We start from the raw sequence: 18,177 nt of genomic DNA on the forward strand, positions 1-18,177 counted from the left end.
GAACAGTTTTGACGCACGCGCCGCCAGCCATTAGCGCGAGCACATGCACTTCGATGTTATCGTCATCGGCGGGGGCCATGCCGGCACCGAGGCCGCAGCGGCGGCGGCGCGGCGCGGCGCGCGCACGGCATTGCTCAGCTTCGACCTGTCGAAGGTTGGCGCAATGTCATGCAACCCGGCGATCGGCGGGCTCGGAAAGGGCCATCTCGTCCGCGAAGTTGATGCGTTTGACGGCCTGATCGCCCGCGCGGCGGATGCCGCGGCGATCCATTATCGCATGCTCAACCGTTCCAAAGGCACCGCGGTTCAGGGGCCGCGGGTCCAGGCCGATCGCACGCGCTATGCTTCGGCGATTCAGTCGATGCTCGTGGCGCAGGACCATCTCACGCTGGTGCAAGGCGAGGCGGAATCGCTGATAATTGAGAGCGGGCGCGTCGCCGGTGTGGTTCTTGGCGATGGCACCACCATACACGCCCGCGCCGTGGTCCTGGCCACCGGCACCTTTCTCGGCGGTCGCATCTTCCGAGGCGAGGAGCGCGAGACCGGCGGCCGGGTAGGCGAGGCGGCCGCGACCCGCCTCGCCGAGCAACTCCGCGGGCTCTCCTTGCCGATGGCGCGCCTTAAAACCGGCACGCCGCCCCGGCTAGATGGCCGCACGATCGACTGGGCCGGCATCGAGGAGCAGCCTTCGGATGCCGACCCGTGGACGATGTCGCCGCTGACGGAGCGGCGCCTGCTCCCTCAGCTTCATTGCGGTATCACCCGCACCAATGCCGCGACTCATGACGCGATCCGCGCGGGACTGGATCGCTCGCCGCTGTTCAGCGGCGCCATCGACGCGCAGGGACCGCGCTACTGCCCGTCGATTGAGGACAAGATTCATCGCTTCGGTGATCGAGACGGCCATCAGATTTTCCTCGAGCCCGAGGGCTTGGACATGCATCTGATCTACCCCAACGGCATGTCGACCTCGCTTCCCGTCGATATTCAACAGGCGATGGTCCGCTCGATTGCAGGGCTTGAGCGGGCAGTGATCATCACGCCGGGCTATGCGGTGGAATATGATCATATCGATCCGCGTGCGCTCGACGTCCGCCTCGGCCTCCCGCAAATTCCCGGAATCTATTGCGCAGGGCAGATTAATGGAACCACCGGCTACGAGGAGGCAGCGGGGCAGGGGCTTGTCGCCGGGCTCAACGCCGCGGCATACGCCCGCGACGATGCCCCGCTAATTCTCGATCGCGCTACCTCCTATCTGGCGGTGATGATCGACGATCTTGTGTTGCAGGGCGTTACCGAGCCATACCGCATGCTCACTGCGCGCGCCGAATTCCGGCTCCGCCTCCGCGCCGATAATGCTGGGACGAGACTGGGTCCGACCGCCGCGGCCCTCGGCTGTCTCGGCCCAGAACGGCGCCATCGGTTGGAACAACGGACCGGTGAACGGACCCGTCTCGATAAAGCCTTCGCCACCATGTTGACCGCGAGCCAGCTCGCGGCAAGCGGCGCACCGGTTGGCCAGGACGGCGCGCGCCGTCCCGCTAGCGAGTGGCTCCGCTTCCCCGGGGTCGAGCTGGCGCATGTCGGGGTGGATTGGGACGGCGATATGGGTACACTGGCCGAGTTCGTTGAGGACGCGCGCTACGCGCCCTATCTGGAGCGCCAGGAGGCGGAGGTGGCGGCGCTGCGTGGCAATGACAATGTCCGCCTCAGCCCAGAGCTCGACTTTGCCGCAATCCCCGGCCTGTCCAACGAGATGGTCGAACGACTTTCCGCAGCGCGCCCAGAGACTCTCGGTGCCGCTTCGCGCATTCGCGGAATCACGCCAGCCGCGCTTTCAGCGATCCTGTTGCAGGCCAGAAAGCGCGCCGCATGACCGAGCAAGAGGCTCGCCAGTGGATCGGCGATCGCTTTGGCGTTTCACGTGAAACATCGTTGGAGCAGTTCGCGGCGATCCTGCGCGACGAGGCAACGCACCAGAACCTGATTTCCGCCGCGTCGTTCGATGAGCTATGGAATCGGCATTTCGTCGATTCGGCGCAGTTGATCCCTATGGCCAGCGCCAGCGGCGCAGCGGATGGCGTTTGGCTCGATGTCGGGACCGGCGCCGGCATGCCCGGTCTGGTCGTTGCCCTGCTGATCGATCGGCCTGTGGTACTGGTCGAGCCGCGCGCCAAGCGCGCCGACTTTCTCTATCGCGCCGCGGCGTTGCTTGGAATCGGCCGGCAGGTCACCACCCAGCATTGCTCGATCGAAAAGTACAAGCCAGCCAAACCTGCTGCGATCGTTAGCGCCCGGGCGGTGGCGGAACTGTCGCAACTGATTGCATCCACGCACCATTGCACCGATTCATCCACAATCTGGTTGCTTCCCAAGGGTCGCGCCGCGCAATCGGAGGTGGAAGCCGCCGCTGCGAAATGGCAAGGTTCGTTCCACGTGGAACCAAGCATCACCAGTGCCGATTCCGGCATCGTGATTGCCCAAGGGGTGCGCCCGAGATGATTTGCATCGCAATCGCCAACCAGAAAGGCGGGGTCGGCAAGACCACGACGGCGATCAATGTCGGCACCGCGCTGGCGGCAACGGGCAAGCGCGTATTGCTTCTCGATCTCGATCCGCAAGGCAATGCCTCGACCGGGCTCGGCATTTCTCGCGCCGAGCGCGAGCATTCGACTTACGATCTTCTCGTTACCGATGCCAATCTGGAAGATGTCGCGACGCCGACCAAGGTGCCTGGTCTCGACATCGTCCCCGCGACGCAGGACCTGTCGGGGGCCGAGATCGAGCTGATCGAGTTCGAAGCCCGCACGCACCGGCTTGATGCGGCGATCGGGCGTCACACCGCGCGGCGCTGGGACGTGGTGCTGATCGACTGCCCCCCCTCGCTCGGGCTGCTGACGATCAACGCGATGGTTGCCGCGCATGCCCTGCTCGTGCCGCTCCAGTGCGAGTTCTTCGCGCTGGAAGGCCTCAGCCAGCTGCTCAACACCGTCGAGCGGATCCGCAGCCGCTTTAATCCCGGCCTGTCCATCCTTGGCGTCGCACTGACGATGTACGATCGCCGCAACCGGCTGACCGATCAGGTTTCGGACGATGTCCGCGCCGTGCTCGGCCGCGTCGTCTTTGATACCGTCATCCCGCGCAACGTCCGGCTGTCCGAGGCGCCGAGCCATGGCATGCCGGCGTTGATCTACGACCATCGCTGCGCCGGTTCGGAAGCTTATATCGCGCTCGCCCGCGAGGTGATCGAACGCCTGCCCAAGCTCAAGAAGGCCGCATGACCGAAGCCACTCGCAAACCTCGCCCTGGCCTCGGCCGCGGGCTCTCCTCCCTTCTCGGCGACAATGTGCCCGAAGCGCCGATCACCGGCCCCGCCGAAGGGCCGAGTGCGGGCGGCCTGCGCATGCTGCCGGTCAGCGCGCTGAGCCCGCACCCCGATCAGCCGCGCCGCCATTTTGATGAGACCGCGCTGGAGGATCTGGCACTGTCGATTCAGGCACGCGGGTTGATCCAGCCGATCGTCGTGCGGCCGATGGGGCATAACTATCAGATCGTCGCCGGTGAGCGCCGCTGGCGCGCGGCGCAGCGCGCGCGGCTTCATGAGGTTCCGGTCATCGTCCGCGAACTCGATGACGCCGAGACAATGGAAATCGCACTGGTCGAGAATATCCAGCGCCAGGACCTCAACGCGATCGAAGAGGCCGAAGCGTATCATCGGCTGATCGGCGAGTTCGGGCACACCCAGGAAGCGCTCGGCAAGCTCGTTCACAAATCGCGCAGCCATGTCGCTAACCTTATGAGATTGCTCGATCTTCCGGCAGGTGTCCGCGAAATGGTGGTAAGCGGGGCAATCGAGATGGGACATGCCCGCGCGCTGGTCGGCGCGCCCGATGCCGAGCGCCTTGCACGCCAGGTCGCCGACAAGGGCCTGTCGGTGCGTGAGACCGAAAGGCTCGCCCGCGCCAACAAGCCGTCGAAGCGCAAGGCGGATGCGACGGAACGCGATCCCGATATCGCGGCGCTCGAGCGGCATCTCGGCGACGTCCTCGGCCTTAACGTTCGCATCGCGCACGGGCCGAAAGGTGGTTCGCTGACGCTGGCCTATTCCACGCTCGATCAGCTCGACATGATCTGCCAGCGCCTGACCGGCGAACGTATCTAGCCACGCCCCCGCGCCGCGGCGCGGGCGACCGTCACCACCTCGGCCTCGGCCAATAGCTCGCCGACGCTTGCCGATCGCATGATCGCGCGCTCGGCCTCGCGCGCGCGGTCGATTGCCCGGGCGATCTGGGTGGCGTTCCAGCGGCGAAGGGCGCGGCCGGTCGCCGCCTTCTCGCGGAAAAAGACGCGATGCTTCTCCAGCACCGAATCGACATCGCCGCCCCTGTCCATGTCGATCCGCATCTCGGCCAATGCCTGCAGCCGTCGCACCAGTTGGCGCATCAGCGGCACACCGATGCCGTCGCCCAGTCGCGCCAGTTCGACTCCGATATCGGCGACGCGGCCATCGAGCGCGGCGCTGATCGCGTCGCTCAGATCGGCATCGCCCAGATCTGCGCCGATCGCATCGAGTGCCGCGCTGTCGGCGTCTCGCGGACGGTCGGGCGCCGCATCGAGATACAGCGCCAGCTTCTCGACCTCGCGCGCGAGGATGGCGCGGTCGCCGCCGCATGCCGCCGCGAGCCGCTGGGGCACGTCGCCGGTAAGCCGCAGGCCGTGTTCGCGCGCGACGTTGGCGGCGAGCTTGGTCGCCTCGATACCCTCGGGCACATAGCAGCCATGCGACATTGCGGCAGGATCGGCGATTGCCAGTTTGACCAGTTTTCCGCTCGCCTTGAGCCCCGGCCCGATCGCCACTACCGGATTGCCCGCCCGCTCGGCGGCAAGCAGGAGGGAGATCGCTTCCGTCGCGCTCTCTTCGGCGCCGAGCAGGCGGATGTAGCGCACGCCGCCGAACAGAGAGAGCGAGGCGGCTTCGTCGGCCAGCCGACCCGGCTGCTCACGCAACGCCTTCATATCTAGGTCAATTCGCTCGACTTCGGGACCCAGTGCCCGCGCCAGTCGCTCGGCGAGGTCGGCGGCGCCAGCCTCATCGGGGCCGTGGAACAAATAGAGCCGCGTGTTCGCGCCAGGCTTGTCGACCGCGGCGCGGATCTGCGCCGCGCTGGCCTTCATTGAGTCCGGCCGGCGACGCCAGCCTGAGCAAATCGCGCCACGCGGGCGACGATCTGGTCGGCGACGATCCCCGAAAGCCGCTCAAGCGCGCTGTTTTCGGCGGCGATGGTGGCATATTCACTGCCGACCACGTCGATGCCGGCATCGGAGCCAGCGGTGGCATCGAGGACCACCGAACCATTGCTCAGGTCGATCAATTGATAACGCGCGCGCAGCGTCCGCCGCTCGCGGGCGACCGAATCGTCGCGGCGCACACCCAGGCCGGCGATCTGATCATCGAGTTTGACTTCGAGCCGGTAGCGCGCGGCGCCGGTGCGGCTGGCGTCGAACCTGTCCTTGAGCGCGTTGGCGACAAGCCAGCCCGATTTTCCCTCGATCGGCGCGACTTCCACCGCGGCAAGCATGGATTGCACCGGACCATCGGCACCGCCGCCATAGAGCGGCCGCAGCCCGCCACAGCCGGAAAGCGCCAACACGAGCGCGGCGAGAAGCGCGACGCGCTTCACAGGACGATGTTCACCAGACGGTCGGGCACGACGATCACCTTTTTCGGCACATTGCCTTCGAGCAGGCGAACGATCTTGTCGGAGGCAAGTGCCGCCGCCTCGATAATATCCTTCGCCGCACCCTTGGGCATTACCAGCGTATCACGCAGCTTGCCATTCACCTGCACGGCAATCGTCACTTCGTCGTCGATCAGCAGGCCGGGATCGACTTCGGGCCAGGCGGCGTCGGCGATCAGCCCCTCTCCGCCGATCTTGGCCCAGGCTTCCTCGGCGAGATGCGGAATCATCGGGCTGACCAGCCGGATCAGCGTGCGTGCGGCATCGTCGCGATCCGCAGAGGGGCCGGCTTTCTCGATCGCGCCGACCAAAGTAAACAGCTTGGCGACCGCCTTGTTGAAATGCAGCACCTCGATATCGTCGGCCACGCCCTTGATCGTGCGATGCAGCAGCTTGCGCAGCTCCTTGTCTTCGCCGCCCTGTGAGGCCTCGAACTCGGTGACGCGCCACACGCGCTGGACGAAGCGCCACGCGCCTTCGATGCCATTCTCCGACCATTCGAGATCGCGTTCGGGCGGCGAATCGGAAAGCATGAACCAGCGCACCGCGTCGGCGCCGTATTGATCGACGATCGGCTCGGGATCGACGGTGTTCTTCTTCGACTTCGACATCTTCTCGATGCGGCCGATCGTCACCGTCTCGCCGGTGCCCACGACCTTGCCGTTCTCCACCTCCTCGGGCGCCAGCCAGCGCCCGTCGGGGGCCTTGTAGGTCTCGTGCGTCACCATCCCTTGGGTGAACAGCCCCGCGAACGGCTCGGACACGTCGAGCTTGCCGAGATACGCCAGCGCCCGCGTGAAGAAGCGCGCGTAGAGCAGATGCAGGATCGCATGCTCGACCCCGCCGATATATTGCCCCACCGGCAGCCAGCTCTCCGCCACCGCCTTGTCGAACGGCTTGTCGCCGGGCTGGCTGGCGAAGCGGATGAAATACCAGGACGAATCGACGAACGTATCGAGCGTGTCGGTCTCGCGCCGCGCCGGCTTGCCGCAGCTCGGGCAATCGACATGCTTCCAAGTCGGATGGCGGTCGAGCGGATTGCCGGGAATGTCGAAGCTGACATCCTCGGGCAAGGTGATCGGCAGCGATTCGCGCGGGGCGCCGACCACGCCGCAGGCCTCGCAATGGATGATCGGGATCGGCGTGCCCCAGTAACGCTGGCGCGACACGCCCCAGTCGCGCAGCCGCCACACGGTCTGGCCCTTGCCCCAACCGCCATCCTCGGCGCGCTGGATCACCGCGCGCTTGGCATCGGCAACGTCCATCCCGTCGAGGAAATGGGAGTTCACCAGGGTGCCCGGCCCGGTATAGGCCTCGCCATCGGTGAAATCGGGATCGGTCTTGTCGCCTTCGGAGACAACGCGGCGGATCGGCAGCTTGTATTTGCTCGCGAATTCGAAATCGCGCTGGTCGTGCGCGGGCACGCCGAACACCGCGCCGGTGCCATAGTCCATCAGTACGAAATTGGCGATGTAGACCGGAAATTCCCATGCCGAATCAAAGGGATGCACCGCACGGATACCGGTATCGAAACCGAGCTTCTCCTGCGTCTCCAGTTCGGCCGCGGTGGTTCCGCCCTGCTTGCACAGCTCGATGAACGCGCGCGCCTCGGCCGAATCCGCCGCCAGCTTCTGCGCGATCGGATGATCCGCGGCGACGGCGACGAAGCTCGATCCGAAGATCGTATCGGGCCGCGTCGTGAAGACCTCGACTTCGCCGCCGTCCGTCAACGCAAAGCGGAACTGCAGCCCCTCGGATTTGCCGATCCAGTTCTCCTGCATCAGCTTGACCTTGTCGGGCCAATGCTCGAGCCCCTGTACGCCGCTCAGCAATTCGTCGGCGAATTGCGTGATCTTCAGGAACCACTGGCTCAATTTGCGCCGCTCGATCAGCGCGCCCGAACGCCAGCCGCGCCCGTCGATCACCTGCTCATTGGCGAGCACGGTCATGTCGACCGGATCCCAGTTTACCGCCGATTCCTTGCGATAGACCAGTCCAGCCTCGAGGAAATCGAGGAACAGGGCCTGTTCGTGCCCATAATATTCGGGCTCGCAGGTGGCGATCTCGCGCGTCCAATCGAGCGCGAAGCCGAGCCGCTTGAGCTGCGCCTTCATCGTCGCGATGTTCTGGCGGGTCCAGTTGCCCGGATGGACCTTCTTTTCCATCGCGGCATTCTCGGCCGGCATGCCGAACGCGTCCCAGCCCATCGGGTGGAGCACCTCGTGCCCGGTCATCCGCCGGAAACGTGCGAGCACGTCGCCCATCGTATAGTTGCGGACATGCCCCATATGGATGCGCCCCGAAGGATAGGGGAACATCTCGAGCACATAGCTTTTGGGCTTGGGCGATGTGTCGCGCGCGGCAAAGGTGCGCAGGTCGTCCCATACCTTCTGCCAATGGGCGTCGGCCTTCAGCGCGTTGAAACGCGACACGGAGCGATTTCCTTCGGTATCCACCGCGCCGCACTAGGTGAGGGCACGGGTGGGGATCAAGCCCCGCGACCTTGCTTCAGCTTCGGCTTCGCCGAATTGGCACCGCTTCCACGTTGATGGACCAAACCAGATCGACAGGCTCAGTTGGCGATGGCGGCCCGGCGCAAGTCACGAGCACGCGTGAGGATGATGTCCTCAAGCTTCTGCACCGTCGCGGCCTGCACCGGAGCGGCGACCCAGGCGCCGCTGGTATTGACTTCGCGAAGGGCCGCCACGCGCAGCGCGTCGGCGCGGAGATCCTGATCGAGGATCGTCACGGTCACCTTCATCCGCTCGGTCGGCGTATTGGGGTTCACATACCAGTCGGTGACGATGACGCCACCGTTCGAATCGGTCTGGAGCAGCGGCATGAAGCTCAGCGTGTCGAGGCTGGCGCGCCACAGATAGGAATTCACGCCGATCGTGGTGACCTGGCTGGCGGCGAGGTCAGCCTTGGGACGGTCTTTATGGCCGCACGCGGCAATCGAAAGAGCAAGCGATCCGAGGATCGCAGCGCGCAACAGGCGGTTCATCGACACATTCCTAAAGGCCAAGATGATAATCGGAGAGCATCTATAGTGCTGCTTGTGGCGGTAGCAAGGCGGGACGCGCGGACACGAATCTGTGTGTGTGGAGCAACAGTCGCGAGAAATTTGTGTCACCGGTGGAACCAGGGTTCCGAATCATGGTACGGACGCCTAGATACAAAGGGATGAAGATGCGTCTGAAACGCTGGATGACGGGACTCGGGATCGGGGCGCTTTGCGCCGCCGTCACCGTTGTCACGCCCGGCTTACAGGCGCAGGGGCGCGCGGATCGCAGCGATGCGGGCCGTCCGCCGGTTTCGATCCGCAGCGGAATCGGCACTTTCACGCCGGCGGCGGCGGATCCCAAGCTGGCCGCATTGCTCGCCCGATCGGGCCTGCCCAACAGCGGCTTCCGCTTCACCCCGTCCGATTCGCGCCTTGGCTCCAGTCGCGCCGTCACGGTCGCTGTCCGGGCTCGCACGACTCGCGGCAGTCCGGCCAGCGTGACGCAGGCGGCGGTTGCGACCACGCCGTCGCTCAGCCTTGCTCCCGTCGCCTATAATCTCGGCGTTTCGGTCGGTTGGAAGCGATTCGCGCTTTCGGGCGATATCGCCAAGGTCGATCTCGTCACCAAGCCCGGCGGCGGCGAGCTTGCCGATCTCGGCATCAGCTATACCGGCAAGCGCGCCAGCGGCCGCATCCGCGCGACCAGCGAGCGCAATCTGACCGACGCGCCGGTGCTGGCGGGCGAGAAGCCCAGCTATGGCTTCGATCTCGGCGGCTCCTATTCGGTGACTCGCAACCTCGCGGTGACTGCGGGCGTCCGCTACAAGAGCGAAGATCAGCGCCTGCCACGCCTCACTGATAACCGTCGTGACAGCCAGGCGGTCTATGTGGGCACCGCTTTCCGCTTCTGATCCGCCGCGCTTTAGCGTTGCGACCAGGCGTCGATCGCGGCCCAGCCATAAGTCCCGAGCTGCCTGAGCCCGCGGGCTCTGCGCGCGTCCATGCCCCCCAGCGCGATCACCGGCACATCGAGACCGCGAATCATCAGCCCAAGCCTGACCCTGCCGAGCGTGCGCGCGCCGGGATGCGACCGCGTCGCGAAGACCGGCGAGACGAACAGCAATTGCGCACCGGCGCGAATCGCGGCGATCGCTTCACGCCGCGAATGCGCCGCCGCAGTGAAGGTGGCGATCCGCTGATTGTGCCCGCCTCCGGGGCCGGCGCGGACCACAAGCAACCGGCGGCGGCGTGCGATATGCGCTACCTTCGAGAAGATACGGCGCCGCGCTTCCGGCGCGGTTGCGTGGTGCCGGAAAATCACCCCTGCGCCGACGGGCAGTCGCTCCAGTGCATCCCATAGCGCATCGCCCATCCGCTCATCGGTCATCAGCCAGAGCCTGGGGAGCGCGAGAGACAAGTTGGGGTGGCGGCGCGGCATCGCCGTGCCTATAGCGCGCGCCATGCCCTTAGACGACGCCCAAGCGCGCCTCGCCCAGGTTCAGGACCGCATTGCCCGCGCCGCGCGCCTCGCCGGTCGCAAGCCGGAGGCGGTGACGCTGATCGCGATTTCCAAGACCCACGACGCCGCTGCGATTCGCCCGTTGATAGCGGCCGGCCAGCGCGTTTTCGGCGAGAACCGGGTTCAGGAGGCGCAGGGCAAATGGCCAGCGCTCCTTGCCGAGACGCCGGGCATCCGGCTCCATCTCGTTGGCCAGCTCCAGTCGAACAAGGCCGAAGACGCGGTGGCGCTGTTCGACGCGATCCATTCGGTCGATCGCCCCTCCCTGGTGACCGCGCTGGCGGCGGCGATGGACAAGGTCGGCAAGCGCCCGGCCTGCTTCCTCCAGGTCAATATCGGCGCCGAGGAGCAGAAGGGGGGGGGCGCGATCGACGCGCTCCCGGACTTGCTGACGCAGGCGCGCATTACGGGTCTGCCGGTGGCGGGGCTGATGTGCGTACCGCCGCTCAATGTCGATGCCGCCCCCTATTTCGCGTTGCTCGCCAAGATCGCCCGCGATCACGGCGTGGATGGGCTCAGCATGGGGATGTCTGGAGATTACGAGGCGGCGGCGATGATCGGCGCCACCCATGTCCGCGTCGGCACCGCTTTGTTCGGCGCTCGCTAGATGAAGTTCGACGCGATTTTGTTCGATTTCGATGGGGTGCTGATCGAGAGCGAATATGCCGGCAACAAGCATATCGCCGATTTCCTCACTGCGGCGGGCCACCCGACCAGCCCCGAGCAATCGATGGCCAATTTCATGGGCTATTCGGGCGCCGAATTCCGCCGCCGGCTCCGGGAATGGATCGGCGGCGAATTGCCCGAGCATTGGGATCGCGAGCGCCTCGCCGAAGACGATCGCGCCATGGCCGAGGGCATCGCCGAAGTCGCCGGCGCAACCGCCTTCGTCCGCGGCCTGCCCGCCGATTTGCCCAAGGCGGTGGTCTCGTCGAGCTCGACTCGCTGGCTCCATCGGCATCTTGCGCACCTCGGCCTGACGGATGTGTTCGGCAGCCATGTTTACTCCGGGGCCGAGCATGTCGAGCATGGCAAACCCGCCCCCGATCTCTATCTCTTCGCCGCTGCGCAACTCGGCGTGCCGATCTCCGCTTGCGCTGTCCTCGAGGATTCGCCGGTAGGCGCGGAGGGCGCCGTCGCCTCGGGCGCAACGGTCATCGGCCTGTGCGCCGGTAGCCATTGCGCGCCCGGCCACGCCGATCGGCTGCGCGCCCTCGGCGTCCAGCATATCGCCCATGATTTCGATGCCGTCGCCCGGCTGATCTCCTAGAGTTGGTGCCCGGTCCGGTCGCGCTTGGTGGCGAGATAGCGCTCGTTATGCGGATTTGGCGGCAGCTGATGCGCCACCCGCTCGATCACCGTCACCCCCGCCGCTTCCAGCGCCGCGACCTTGTCCGGATTGTTGGTCAGCAGCCGCACCGCGCGTTGCCCCAGCAGCCGCAGCATCCGCGCCGCGACCGCGAAGTTGCGTGCATCGACCGCGAACCCCAAGCGGGTATTGGCATCGACCGTGTCGAACCCCTGGTCCTGGAGCGCATAGGCACGCAGCTTGTTAATCAGCCCGATCCCGCGCCCCTCTTGGCGCAGATACAGCAAAATACCCCAGCCCGATGCTTGGATCTCGCGAATCGCGGCATGGAGCTGCGGCCCGCAGTCGCATTTGAGACTGCCGAGCACGTCGCCGGTCAGGCACTCGCTATGCAGGCGCACCAAAGGCGGCTGGCCATTGGGCGCACCGATCAGCAGCGCCACATGCTCGCCCGGCATCTCGTCGGTGCGGAACGCGACGATCTCCGCATCCTCGGCGCCGGCTACCGGCAGGTGCGCGCGGGCGACGATCCGCAGTCGCTCGGCGTCCTCATGCGCGTCGATATCGGCGGGTGTGATTCGCTCTTCGTCACCAGCCGGTCGGACAAAGAATGCCGGAAGCAATCCGGCGACACGCGCCAGCCGCAACGCCCCCTTGGCGGCGTCCGGCGCATCGATCGCGATGGCACGAAACGGCCCCTTGAGCGGCGTCGCCAGATCGAGTTGCGGATCCGCCAGCGCCGTCGCGGTGTCGAAGTCGAGCCAGGGCACTCGTCCGATCAGTACCGGAGCATCGGGCACCGCCGCTTCGAGTTGGTTGGCAAGCTTGAGCGTCGCGGCGCGCCCTGCGGAGATTAGCAAACCTGCCTGGCCCGCAGGATCGAAGCTCCGCAACCGCCCGGCATCGGCGGTCTCGACCGCGAGCAGCGCCAGTTCGCCGATCGCAACCGGCCAGCCGCGCCGCAATGCGTCGATCGCGCGAGCCACGGCGCGCGCGTCGCTCAAAAGGCGAACTCGGTGATGAGCGGCACATGGTCCGATGGCTTGAGCCACGAGCGGCACGGCTCGCATACCTTGTGGCTGACCGCCTTGTCGGCGACTTCGCGGCTCGCCCACATATGATCGAGCCGCCGCCCGCGATCGCTCGCCAGCCAGTCCCTGGCGCGGTAGCTCCACCACGTCCAGTTGCGCTCCGGCGCCGGGATGAAATGCCGCCCGATATCGATCCAGTCATGCGCGGCCATCAGCCGCCCAAGCGCCTCGACCTCGATCGGGGTATGGCTGACCACATCGAGCAATTGCTTGTGGCTCCAGACGTCGCTTTCCAGCGGGGCGATGTTGAAATCGCCGGTCAGGATCGTCGGAACCGTGAGTTCCCTGGCCCATTCGGTCATCCGCTCGACGAAATCGAGCTTCTGCCCGAATTTCGGATTCACTTCGCGATCGGGCACATCGCCGCCCGCCGGCACATAGACATTCTCGAGCCGCACCCCGTTGGGCAAGCGGACCCCGACATGCCGGGCTTCCTGATTGGCCTGCCAATCGAAGCGGTCATCCTCGACCACCGGCACACGCGACAGGATCGCGACGCCGTGATGCATCTTCTGGCCATGCTTGATGACATGATCATAGCCAAGCGCGCGGAACGGCTTCTCCGGAAAGTCGCCGTCAATCACCTTGGTTTCCTGCAGGCACAGAATGTCGGGCGATTCCTCGCGAAGGAATTTCTCGACGATCTCGATCCGAAAACGGACCGAATTGATGTTCCACGAAGCGATCTTCATCGCGAGCGATGTAAGGCGGTATCGCAGATACGGAAAGGCCCCCGCTCCGGGGGCAATGGAGCGGGGGCCGACCTAGCGTTCGTCACGCAGGCAGGATGTTGAGTTCGCCCGGGCAACAGGGGGAAAATCCCGGTTCAAGCCCCACATCCGCGCGGTTTTTCTAGGACCGCGAACCTGTCGCCAACATGAACGGCATTAAGAATCGCTCGCAGTTCGTCGCAGATCAGCGCGCTCTCGGCCCCTTGGGCCGCGGATCGTTCCAGCGGAACTGACTATCGGGCACGGCGGCGTTGAAGCGCTGGTTCGACAGGCGGATAGTGGTGCGGTTGCTCTGCGCGTCGAGCGCTACCCAACCCTGGAGCATCAATCCCGAGGGCGCCGCGGCGTTTTTCTGGAAGATCATCGTGATCCGGCCATATTCGGGATGCGCGCTATCGTGGACCTCGATCGAGACGACTCGGGGATCGCCGGTCGGCTTCAATTTGGCGAATTTGGTGATGTCGCGCTTGGGATTGAGCAGCACCGCCAGCGGCGAATTGCCGATCGGCCAGCGATCGACCTGCTTGACCTGATAATCGATGAAATAGAGGCTGGAGCCGTCCGCCACGATCAGCTGCGGCACGCCCTTCTGATACTGGAAACGAATCTTGCCCGGGCGCTTCAGCGTCATCGTGCCGGTCAGCGTGCGGCCGTTGCGGTCGGTCTGGGCGAAATCGGCGGTCATGCTGGAGACACCCTGCAGGTGCTGCTGGACCTGGGCCATTTCGGGTTCGGCGGCCGAGATCAGCACCGGGGCGGCAATAGCGAGGCTGAAGGCGAGGGGTCGTGCAAACACGCAAAATCTCCAAATGCTCTTGGGGAGAGCCGCTAGGCGCGGCGGCTTGAATGCCCCCTGAACCCCCGGGGCGGCTGATTCGATCCTATATCGCCCGCCCGTCGGTATCCATCAGCACTTCGCGGCGGCCGACATGGTCGGGACGCGAGACCAGCCCCTCGCGCTCCATCCGCTCGATCAGCCGCGCCGCCGAATTATAGCCGACGCGGAGCTGGCGCTGGAGCCACGAGGTCGACGCCTTCTGGCTCTCGGCGACCAGTTGCACCGCGCGGCGATAGAGCTGCTCCTCCGGGCTGTCGTCGCCCTCGGGCGCGCCATCGAGACTGAAGCCGCCATCCTCGGGCTCCTCGGTGACCGCCGAGATATAATCGGGCTCGCCCTGCGAGCGCCAGAATTCGGCGATGGCCATGACCTCGTCATCGCTGACGAACGGCCCGTGGACGCGCGCCAATTGCTTGCCGCCGGGCATATAGAGCATGTCGCCCTTGCCGAGCAGCTGCTCGGCGCCCTGCTCGCCAAGGATGGTCCGCGAATCGATCTTCGAAGTGACGTGGAAGCTGATCCGCGTCGGCAGATTGGCCTTGATCACGCCGGTGATGACATCGACCGAGGGGCGCTGCGTCGCCATGATCAGGTGGATGCCCGCCGCGCGCGCCTTTTGCGCGAGGCGCTGGATCAGGAACTCGACTTCCTTGCCCGCGGTCATCATCAGATCGGCAAGCTCGTCGACGATCACCACGATCTGCGGCAGCGGCTGGAGATCGAGCGTCTCTTCCTCGTAGATCGGCTTGCCGGTATCGGCGTCCCAGCCGGTCTGGACCTTGCGGCCGATCTTCTGGCCCTTGGCCTTGGCCTGGCGGACCTTGTCGTTGAAGCTGGCGAGGCTGCGGACGTTGGCGCTCGCCATCATCCGATAGCGGTCCTCCATCTGCTCGACCGCCCATTTGAGCGCGCGCACCGCCTTTTGCGGCTCGGTGACGACATCGGCGAGGAGATGCGGGATGCCCTTGTACATCGACAGTTCGAGCATCTTGGGATCGATCATGATCATCCGGCACTGATCGGGCGAGAGCCGGTAGAGCAGCGACAGGATCATGCAGTTGAGCCCGACCGACTTGCCCGAGCCGGTGGTGCCGGCGACGAGCAGATGCGGCATCGGCGCGAGATCGGCGATGACCGGGTCGCCGGCGATGTTCTTGCCGAGCACCAGCGGCAGCGATGCGCCCTGGTCCTCGAAGCTCTGGCTGCCGATCAGCTCGTGGAGATTGACCGCCTCGCGCTGGGCGTTGGGCAATTCGATGCCGATGACGCTGCGCCCAGGGATGGTCGCGACGCGCGCCGAGATCGCCGACATGTTGCGGGCGATATCGTCGGCGAGCTGGATGACGCGGCTGGCCTTGATGCCGCTGGCTGGCTCGAGCTCGTACATGGTGACGACGGGGCCGGGGCGAACCTCGACGATCTGACCCTTGACGTTGAAATCGTCGAGCACGCTCTCGAGCAGGCGGGCGTTGCGTTCCAGTGCCGCCTTGTCGATCCCCGAGCCCTTGCCCGTCGGCGCGGCCTTGAGCAGATCGAGGCCGGGCAATTTATAGCTGTCCTTGAAATCGAGGCTGGCCTGGGTCGGCGGCTTCGGTTTGGCCGGCGCCGGCATGACGCCGCGATCGGCGATCACCGGGCCCGGGCGGGTATCGGGCACCACCACCTTGCGCGGTTCGGAAATGCTCGGCTGGCGTTCGGGCCTGGCCTCGGGCGCGGCGATCGCGACCTTCTTTTCCCCGCCGATCCGCAATTGCGGCATCGCGAAGGGGCGCTCGGGCAGCTTGAAATCGAGCCGCCGCCACCAGACCCACAGCCCCAGCAGCGCGAAGATGACGCCAAGACCGCGTCCGGCCCACCAGGTCAGGCTCGGCTCGCCGGCGAAGCCGATCAGGAAATTGAACAGGCCGGCGATGCTGAGGCCGGCGACGCCGCCCCAGCCGCCGGGCAGCGCCAATACCGCGTCGCTGGAAAAGAATGCCGCCGCACCGGCGACCAGCAGCGTGCCGAGCAGGGCGCCGCGCAGCATCCGCCCCCAATCGCCGACCGGGCGGCCGAGCCATAGCCGGTTGGTGACGATCAGGCCGACAGGGGCAAGCAGGATCACCGGCAGGCCGAAGGTGGCGAGCAGGGCATCGGCGATCCATGCGCCGAAATTGCCGAGCAGGTTGAGCGCCGGGCCGGCCGACGCGGTGTTCAGCGACGGATCCTGCGAATGATAGGTCAGCAGCGACAGCACCGCGCCGATCACGGCGAGGAACAGCAAGGTTCCGCCGATCAGTTCGACGCTCCGGCGCGCGCCAGCCTTCATCGTGTCGCGCAACAGCGACTTTTGTGCCCGGGACGCCATCCGCCCAGCCTCCAGTTTTTCAGGGGTGCGGCCGATTCATCGCGCCTGACGAGTCCGGCGTCAAGATGGTCCTGTTTTGTACCGGCTTCACAACTGTCACCCCGGACTCGTTTTGGTGCTTACCCCTTTGTGCCAATTATCTGCTGTTCCCCTGCGAAAGCAGGGGTCCAGAGTTACAAGCGATGCCGCTCGGGGCTCCTGGGCTCCTGCTTTCGCAGGAGCACGCGTTCACGCGCGTCTGATGGAGGAGCTTGAGCCGCTTGCTGCCTGTCAGGCCGAGAGTTGGGCACCGGACAAGTCCGGGGTGACAATGGCAGTGAGCGCAAGGCTGGCACCCCCCGACATCTATGCTAGTGCCGATTCCATGGCCAAGGCAGCAACACGCGCGGACATTCTCATCCTCGGCGGCGGGCTGGTCGGCAGCGCGCTGGCGGTTGCGCTCGATGCGCACGGCCTGACCTCGATCGTCATCGACCCCGCCGATGCCGCGACGATCACCGCCGCGAGCTTCGACGGCCGCGCTTCGGCGATCGCGTCGGCGCCGATGCGGATGTTCGAGGCGACGGGCGTGGCGGACCGGCTGGCGGGCAAGGGCTGCCCGATCGACGGCATCCGCGTCAGCGACGGCCTCGCCCCCGGCAAGCTCGATTTCGCGCCCGATGAGGGTGATGGCCCGCTTGGGACGATGTTCGAGAATCGCCAGTTGCGCACCGCCTTGCTCGCGGCGGCGATGGCGGCGCCGGGCGTCGATCTGCGGATGCGGACCCGGGCGGTCTCGGTCGATCGCGGCGCCCTTGGCGTGACCGCGGTGCTCGATTCGGGCGCGACGGTGACGGCGCCGTTGCTGGTCGCCGCTGAAGGGCGCAATTCGCCGACGCGCGAGGCGGCGGGGCTGAAGACCGCGCGCTGGAGCTATGATCACGCGGCGATGGTGGCGACGCTCGGGCATGAGCGTTCTCATGAGAATATCGCCTTCGAGATCTTCTACCCCCAGGGCCCGTTCGCGATTCTTCCCCTGCTCGACGACGAGAACGGCCATCGCTCGGCGGTGGTGTGGACGGTCAAGGCCAGCGACGCCGCGGGGATGATGAAAATCTCCGACCGCGCCTATCTCGCCGAAGCCGAGAAGCGCATGGGCGGGTTTCTCGGCAAGCTCGGGCCGCTGACCCGGCGTTTCAGCCACCCGCTCGGCTTCCATCATGCTGCCTGGATCACCGATCACCGGCTGGCCCTGGTCGGCGACGCCGCGCACGGCATCCATCCGATCGCCGGGCAGGGCGTCAATGTCGGCTTCCGCGATGTCGCGACTCTGGTCGAAGTGCTGGTCGATGGCAAAAGGCTGGGGCTCGATCTCGGCGATCCGCAATTGCTGGCGCGCTATCAGCGCTGGCGCGGGCTCGACACCTTCATGGTCGCCGCCGCCACCGACGGGCTGACCCGGCTGTTCGGGATTCCCGGCAAGACGCCGGCGGCGATCCGCCGTTTCGGGCTTTCGGCGGTCGACAGGATGCCGCCCTTGAAACGCTGGTTCATGGGCGAGGCGCGCGGCGAATCGGGCGACGTGCCTAAACTGCTGCAGGGCGAGATGGTTTGACGCCGT

General features: G+C 66.0%; 17 protein-coding genes. 8 read left to right on the forward strand and 9 right to left on the reverse strand.

The window, feature by feature from the left end; translation table 11 throughout:
* Window positions 1-43: 43 nt before the first annotated feature.
* The 4 genes from mnmG to KF730_RS12525 are packed head-to-tail and all read left to right on the forward strand — an operon-like array spanning window position 44 to window position 4,162.
* Window positions 44-1,876 carry a tRNA uridine-5-carboxymethylaminomethyl(34) synthesis enzyme MnmG gene (mnmG, locus tag KF730_RS12510; protein WP_294097677.1) on the forward strand — a complete coding sequence of 611 codons (1,833 nt, stop codon included), beginning with the start codon at window positions 44-46 and terminating at the stop codon, window positions 1,874-1,876.
* On the forward strand, window positions 1,873-2,502 hold the full coding sequence (locus KF730_RS12515; protein WP_294097679.1) for an RsmG family class I SAM-dependent methyltransferase: 630 nt from the start codon (window positions 1,873-1,875) through the stop codon (window positions 2,500-2,502). Before mnmG ends, KF730_RS12515 begins: the two co-directional genes overlap by 4 nt.
* The gene (locus tag KF730_RS12520; RefSeq protein WP_294097681.1) at window positions 2,499-3,281 is read left to right on the forward strand and encodes a ParA family protein; all 783 of its coding nucleotides are present in this window, start codon (window positions 2,499-2,501) and stop codon (window positions 3,279-3,281) included. The genes KF730_RS12515 and KF730_RS12520 overlap by 4 nt, the downstream gene beginning before the upstream one ends.
* Window positions 3,278-4,162, forward strand: a complete 885-nt coding sequence (locus KF730_RS12525; protein ID WP_294097683.1) for a ParB/RepB/Spo0J family partition protein — start codon at window positions 3,278-3,280, stop codon at window positions 4,160-4,162. The genes KF730_RS12520 and KF730_RS12525 overlap by 4 nt, the downstream gene beginning before the upstream one ends.
* Here KF730_RS12525 and holA read toward each other — a convergent pair.
* The 4 genes from holA to KF730_RS12545 all read right to left on the reverse strand — a co-directional run bounded on the left by holA (window position 4,159) and on the right by KF730_RS12545 (window position 8,742).
* On the reverse strand, window positions 4,159-5,175 hold the full coding sequence (gene holA / locus KF730_RS12530; RefSeq protein WP_294097685.1) for a DNA polymerase III subunit delta: 1,017 nt from the start codon (window positions 5,173-5,175) through the stop codon (window positions 4,159-4,161). The genes KF730_RS12525 and holA overlap by 4 nt on opposite strands.
* Window positions 5,172-5,681 (reverse strand): LPS assembly lipoprotein LptE, encoded by a 510-nt coding sequence (lptE, locus tag KF730_RS12535; protein WP_294097688.1) that lies wholly within the window; start codon window positions 5,679-5,681, stop codon window positions 5,172-5,174. Before lptE ends, holA begins: the two co-directional genes overlap by 4 nt.
* Complete coding sequence (gene leuS, locus KF730_RS12540; RefSeq protein WP_294097690.1) at window positions 5,678-8,170, reverse strand: leucine--tRNA ligase; 2,493 nt, start codon at window positions 8,168-8,170, stop codon at window positions 5,678-5,680. The genes lptE and leuS overlap by 4 nt, the downstream gene beginning before the upstream one ends.
* Before the next feature lie 140 nt (window positions 8,171-8,310).
* A complete protein-coding gene (locus tag KF730_RS12545) occupies window positions 8,311-8,742 on the reverse strand; it encodes a DUF3576 domain-containing protein (protein WP_294097694.1) in 432 nt (143 codons plus the stop codon).
* A 179-nt stretch (window positions 8,743-8,921) separates the two neighbouring features.
* Here KF730_RS12545 and KF730_RS12550 point away from each other — a divergent pair, with 179 nt between their 5' ends.
* The gene (locus KF730_RS12550; protein WP_294097696.1) at window positions 8,922-9,653 is read left to right on the forward strand and encodes a hypothetical protein; all 732 of its coding nucleotides are present in this window, start codon (window positions 8,922-8,924) and stop codon (window positions 9,651-9,653) included.
* 11 nt (window positions 9,654-9,664) lie between these two features.
* Here KF730_RS12550 and KF730_RS12555 read toward each other — a convergent pair whose 3' ends face one another.
* The gene (locus tag KF730_RS12555; protein ID WP_365973594.1) at window positions 9,665-10,159 is read right to left on the reverse strand and encodes a thiamine phosphate synthase; all 495 of its coding nucleotides are present in this window, start codon (window positions 10,157-10,159) and stop codon (window positions 9,665-9,667) included.
* Between the two features lie 43 nt (window positions 10,160-10,202).
* Here KF730_RS12555 and KF730_RS12560 point away from each other — a divergent pair, with 43 nt between their 5' ends.
* Both KF730_RS12560 and KF730_RS12565 read left to right on the forward strand, forming a co-directional pair.
* Entirely contained in the window at window positions 10,203-10,868 is a 666-nt protein-coding gene (locus tag KF730_RS12560; protein WP_294097698.1) for a YggS family pyridoxal phosphate-dependent enzyme, read from the forward strand.
* The gene (locus tag KF730_RS12565) at window positions 10,869-11,531 is read left to right on the forward strand and encodes an HAD family phosphatase (protein WP_294097700.1); all 663 of its coding nucleotides are present in this window, start codon (window positions 10,869-10,871) and stop codon (window positions 11,529-11,531) included.
* On the opposite strand, the gene ribA is transcribed toward KF730_RS12565, so the two are convergent.
* The 4 genes from ribA to KF730_RS12585 form a co-directional block, all read right to left on the reverse strand.
* A complete protein-coding gene (ribA, locus tag KF730_RS12570; RefSeq protein WP_294097702.1) occupies window positions 11,528-12,574 on the reverse strand; it encodes a GTP cyclohydrolase II in 1,047 nt (348 codons plus the stop codon). The genes KF730_RS12565 and ribA overlap by 4 nt on opposite strands.
* Window positions 12,571-13,353, reverse strand: coding sequence for an exodeoxyribonuclease III (locus KF730_RS12575; protein WP_294097704.1), 783 nt, complete (start codon window positions 13,351-13,353; stop codon window positions 12,571-12,573). Before KF730_RS12575 ends, ribA begins: the two co-directional genes overlap by 4 nt.
* A gap of 223 nt (window positions 13,354-13,576) precedes the next feature.
* Complete coding sequence (locus KF730_RS12580) at window positions 13,577-14,188, reverse strand: outer membrane lipoprotein carrier protein LolA (protein WP_294097706.1); 612 nt, start codon at window positions 14,186-14,188, stop codon at window positions 13,577-13,579.
* An 85-nt stretch (window positions 14,189-14,273) separates the two neighbouring features.
* The gene (locus tag KF730_RS12585) at window positions 14,274-16,577 is read right to left on the reverse strand and encodes a DNA translocase FtsK (protein WP_294097708.1); all 2,304 of its coding nucleotides are present in this window, start codon (window positions 16,575-16,577) and stop codon (window positions 14,274-14,276) included.
* A 364-nt stretch (window positions 16,578-16,941) separates the two neighbouring features.
* On the opposite strand from KF730_RS12585, the gene KF730_RS12590 reads away from it, so the two are divergent.
* Window positions 16,942-18,171 (forward strand): UbiH/UbiF/VisC/COQ6 family ubiquinone biosynthesis hydroxylase, encoded by a 1,230-nt coding sequence (locus tag KF730_RS12590; protein WP_294097710.1) that lies wholly within the window; start codon window positions 16,942-16,944, stop codon window positions 18,169-18,171.
* Window positions 18,172-18,177: the final 6 nt, after the last annotated feature.

Source organism: Sphingomonas sp., assembly GCF_019635515.1.
GTDB lineage: Bacteria > Pseudomonadota > Alphaproteobacteria > Sphingomonadales > Sphingomonadaceae > Sphingomonas.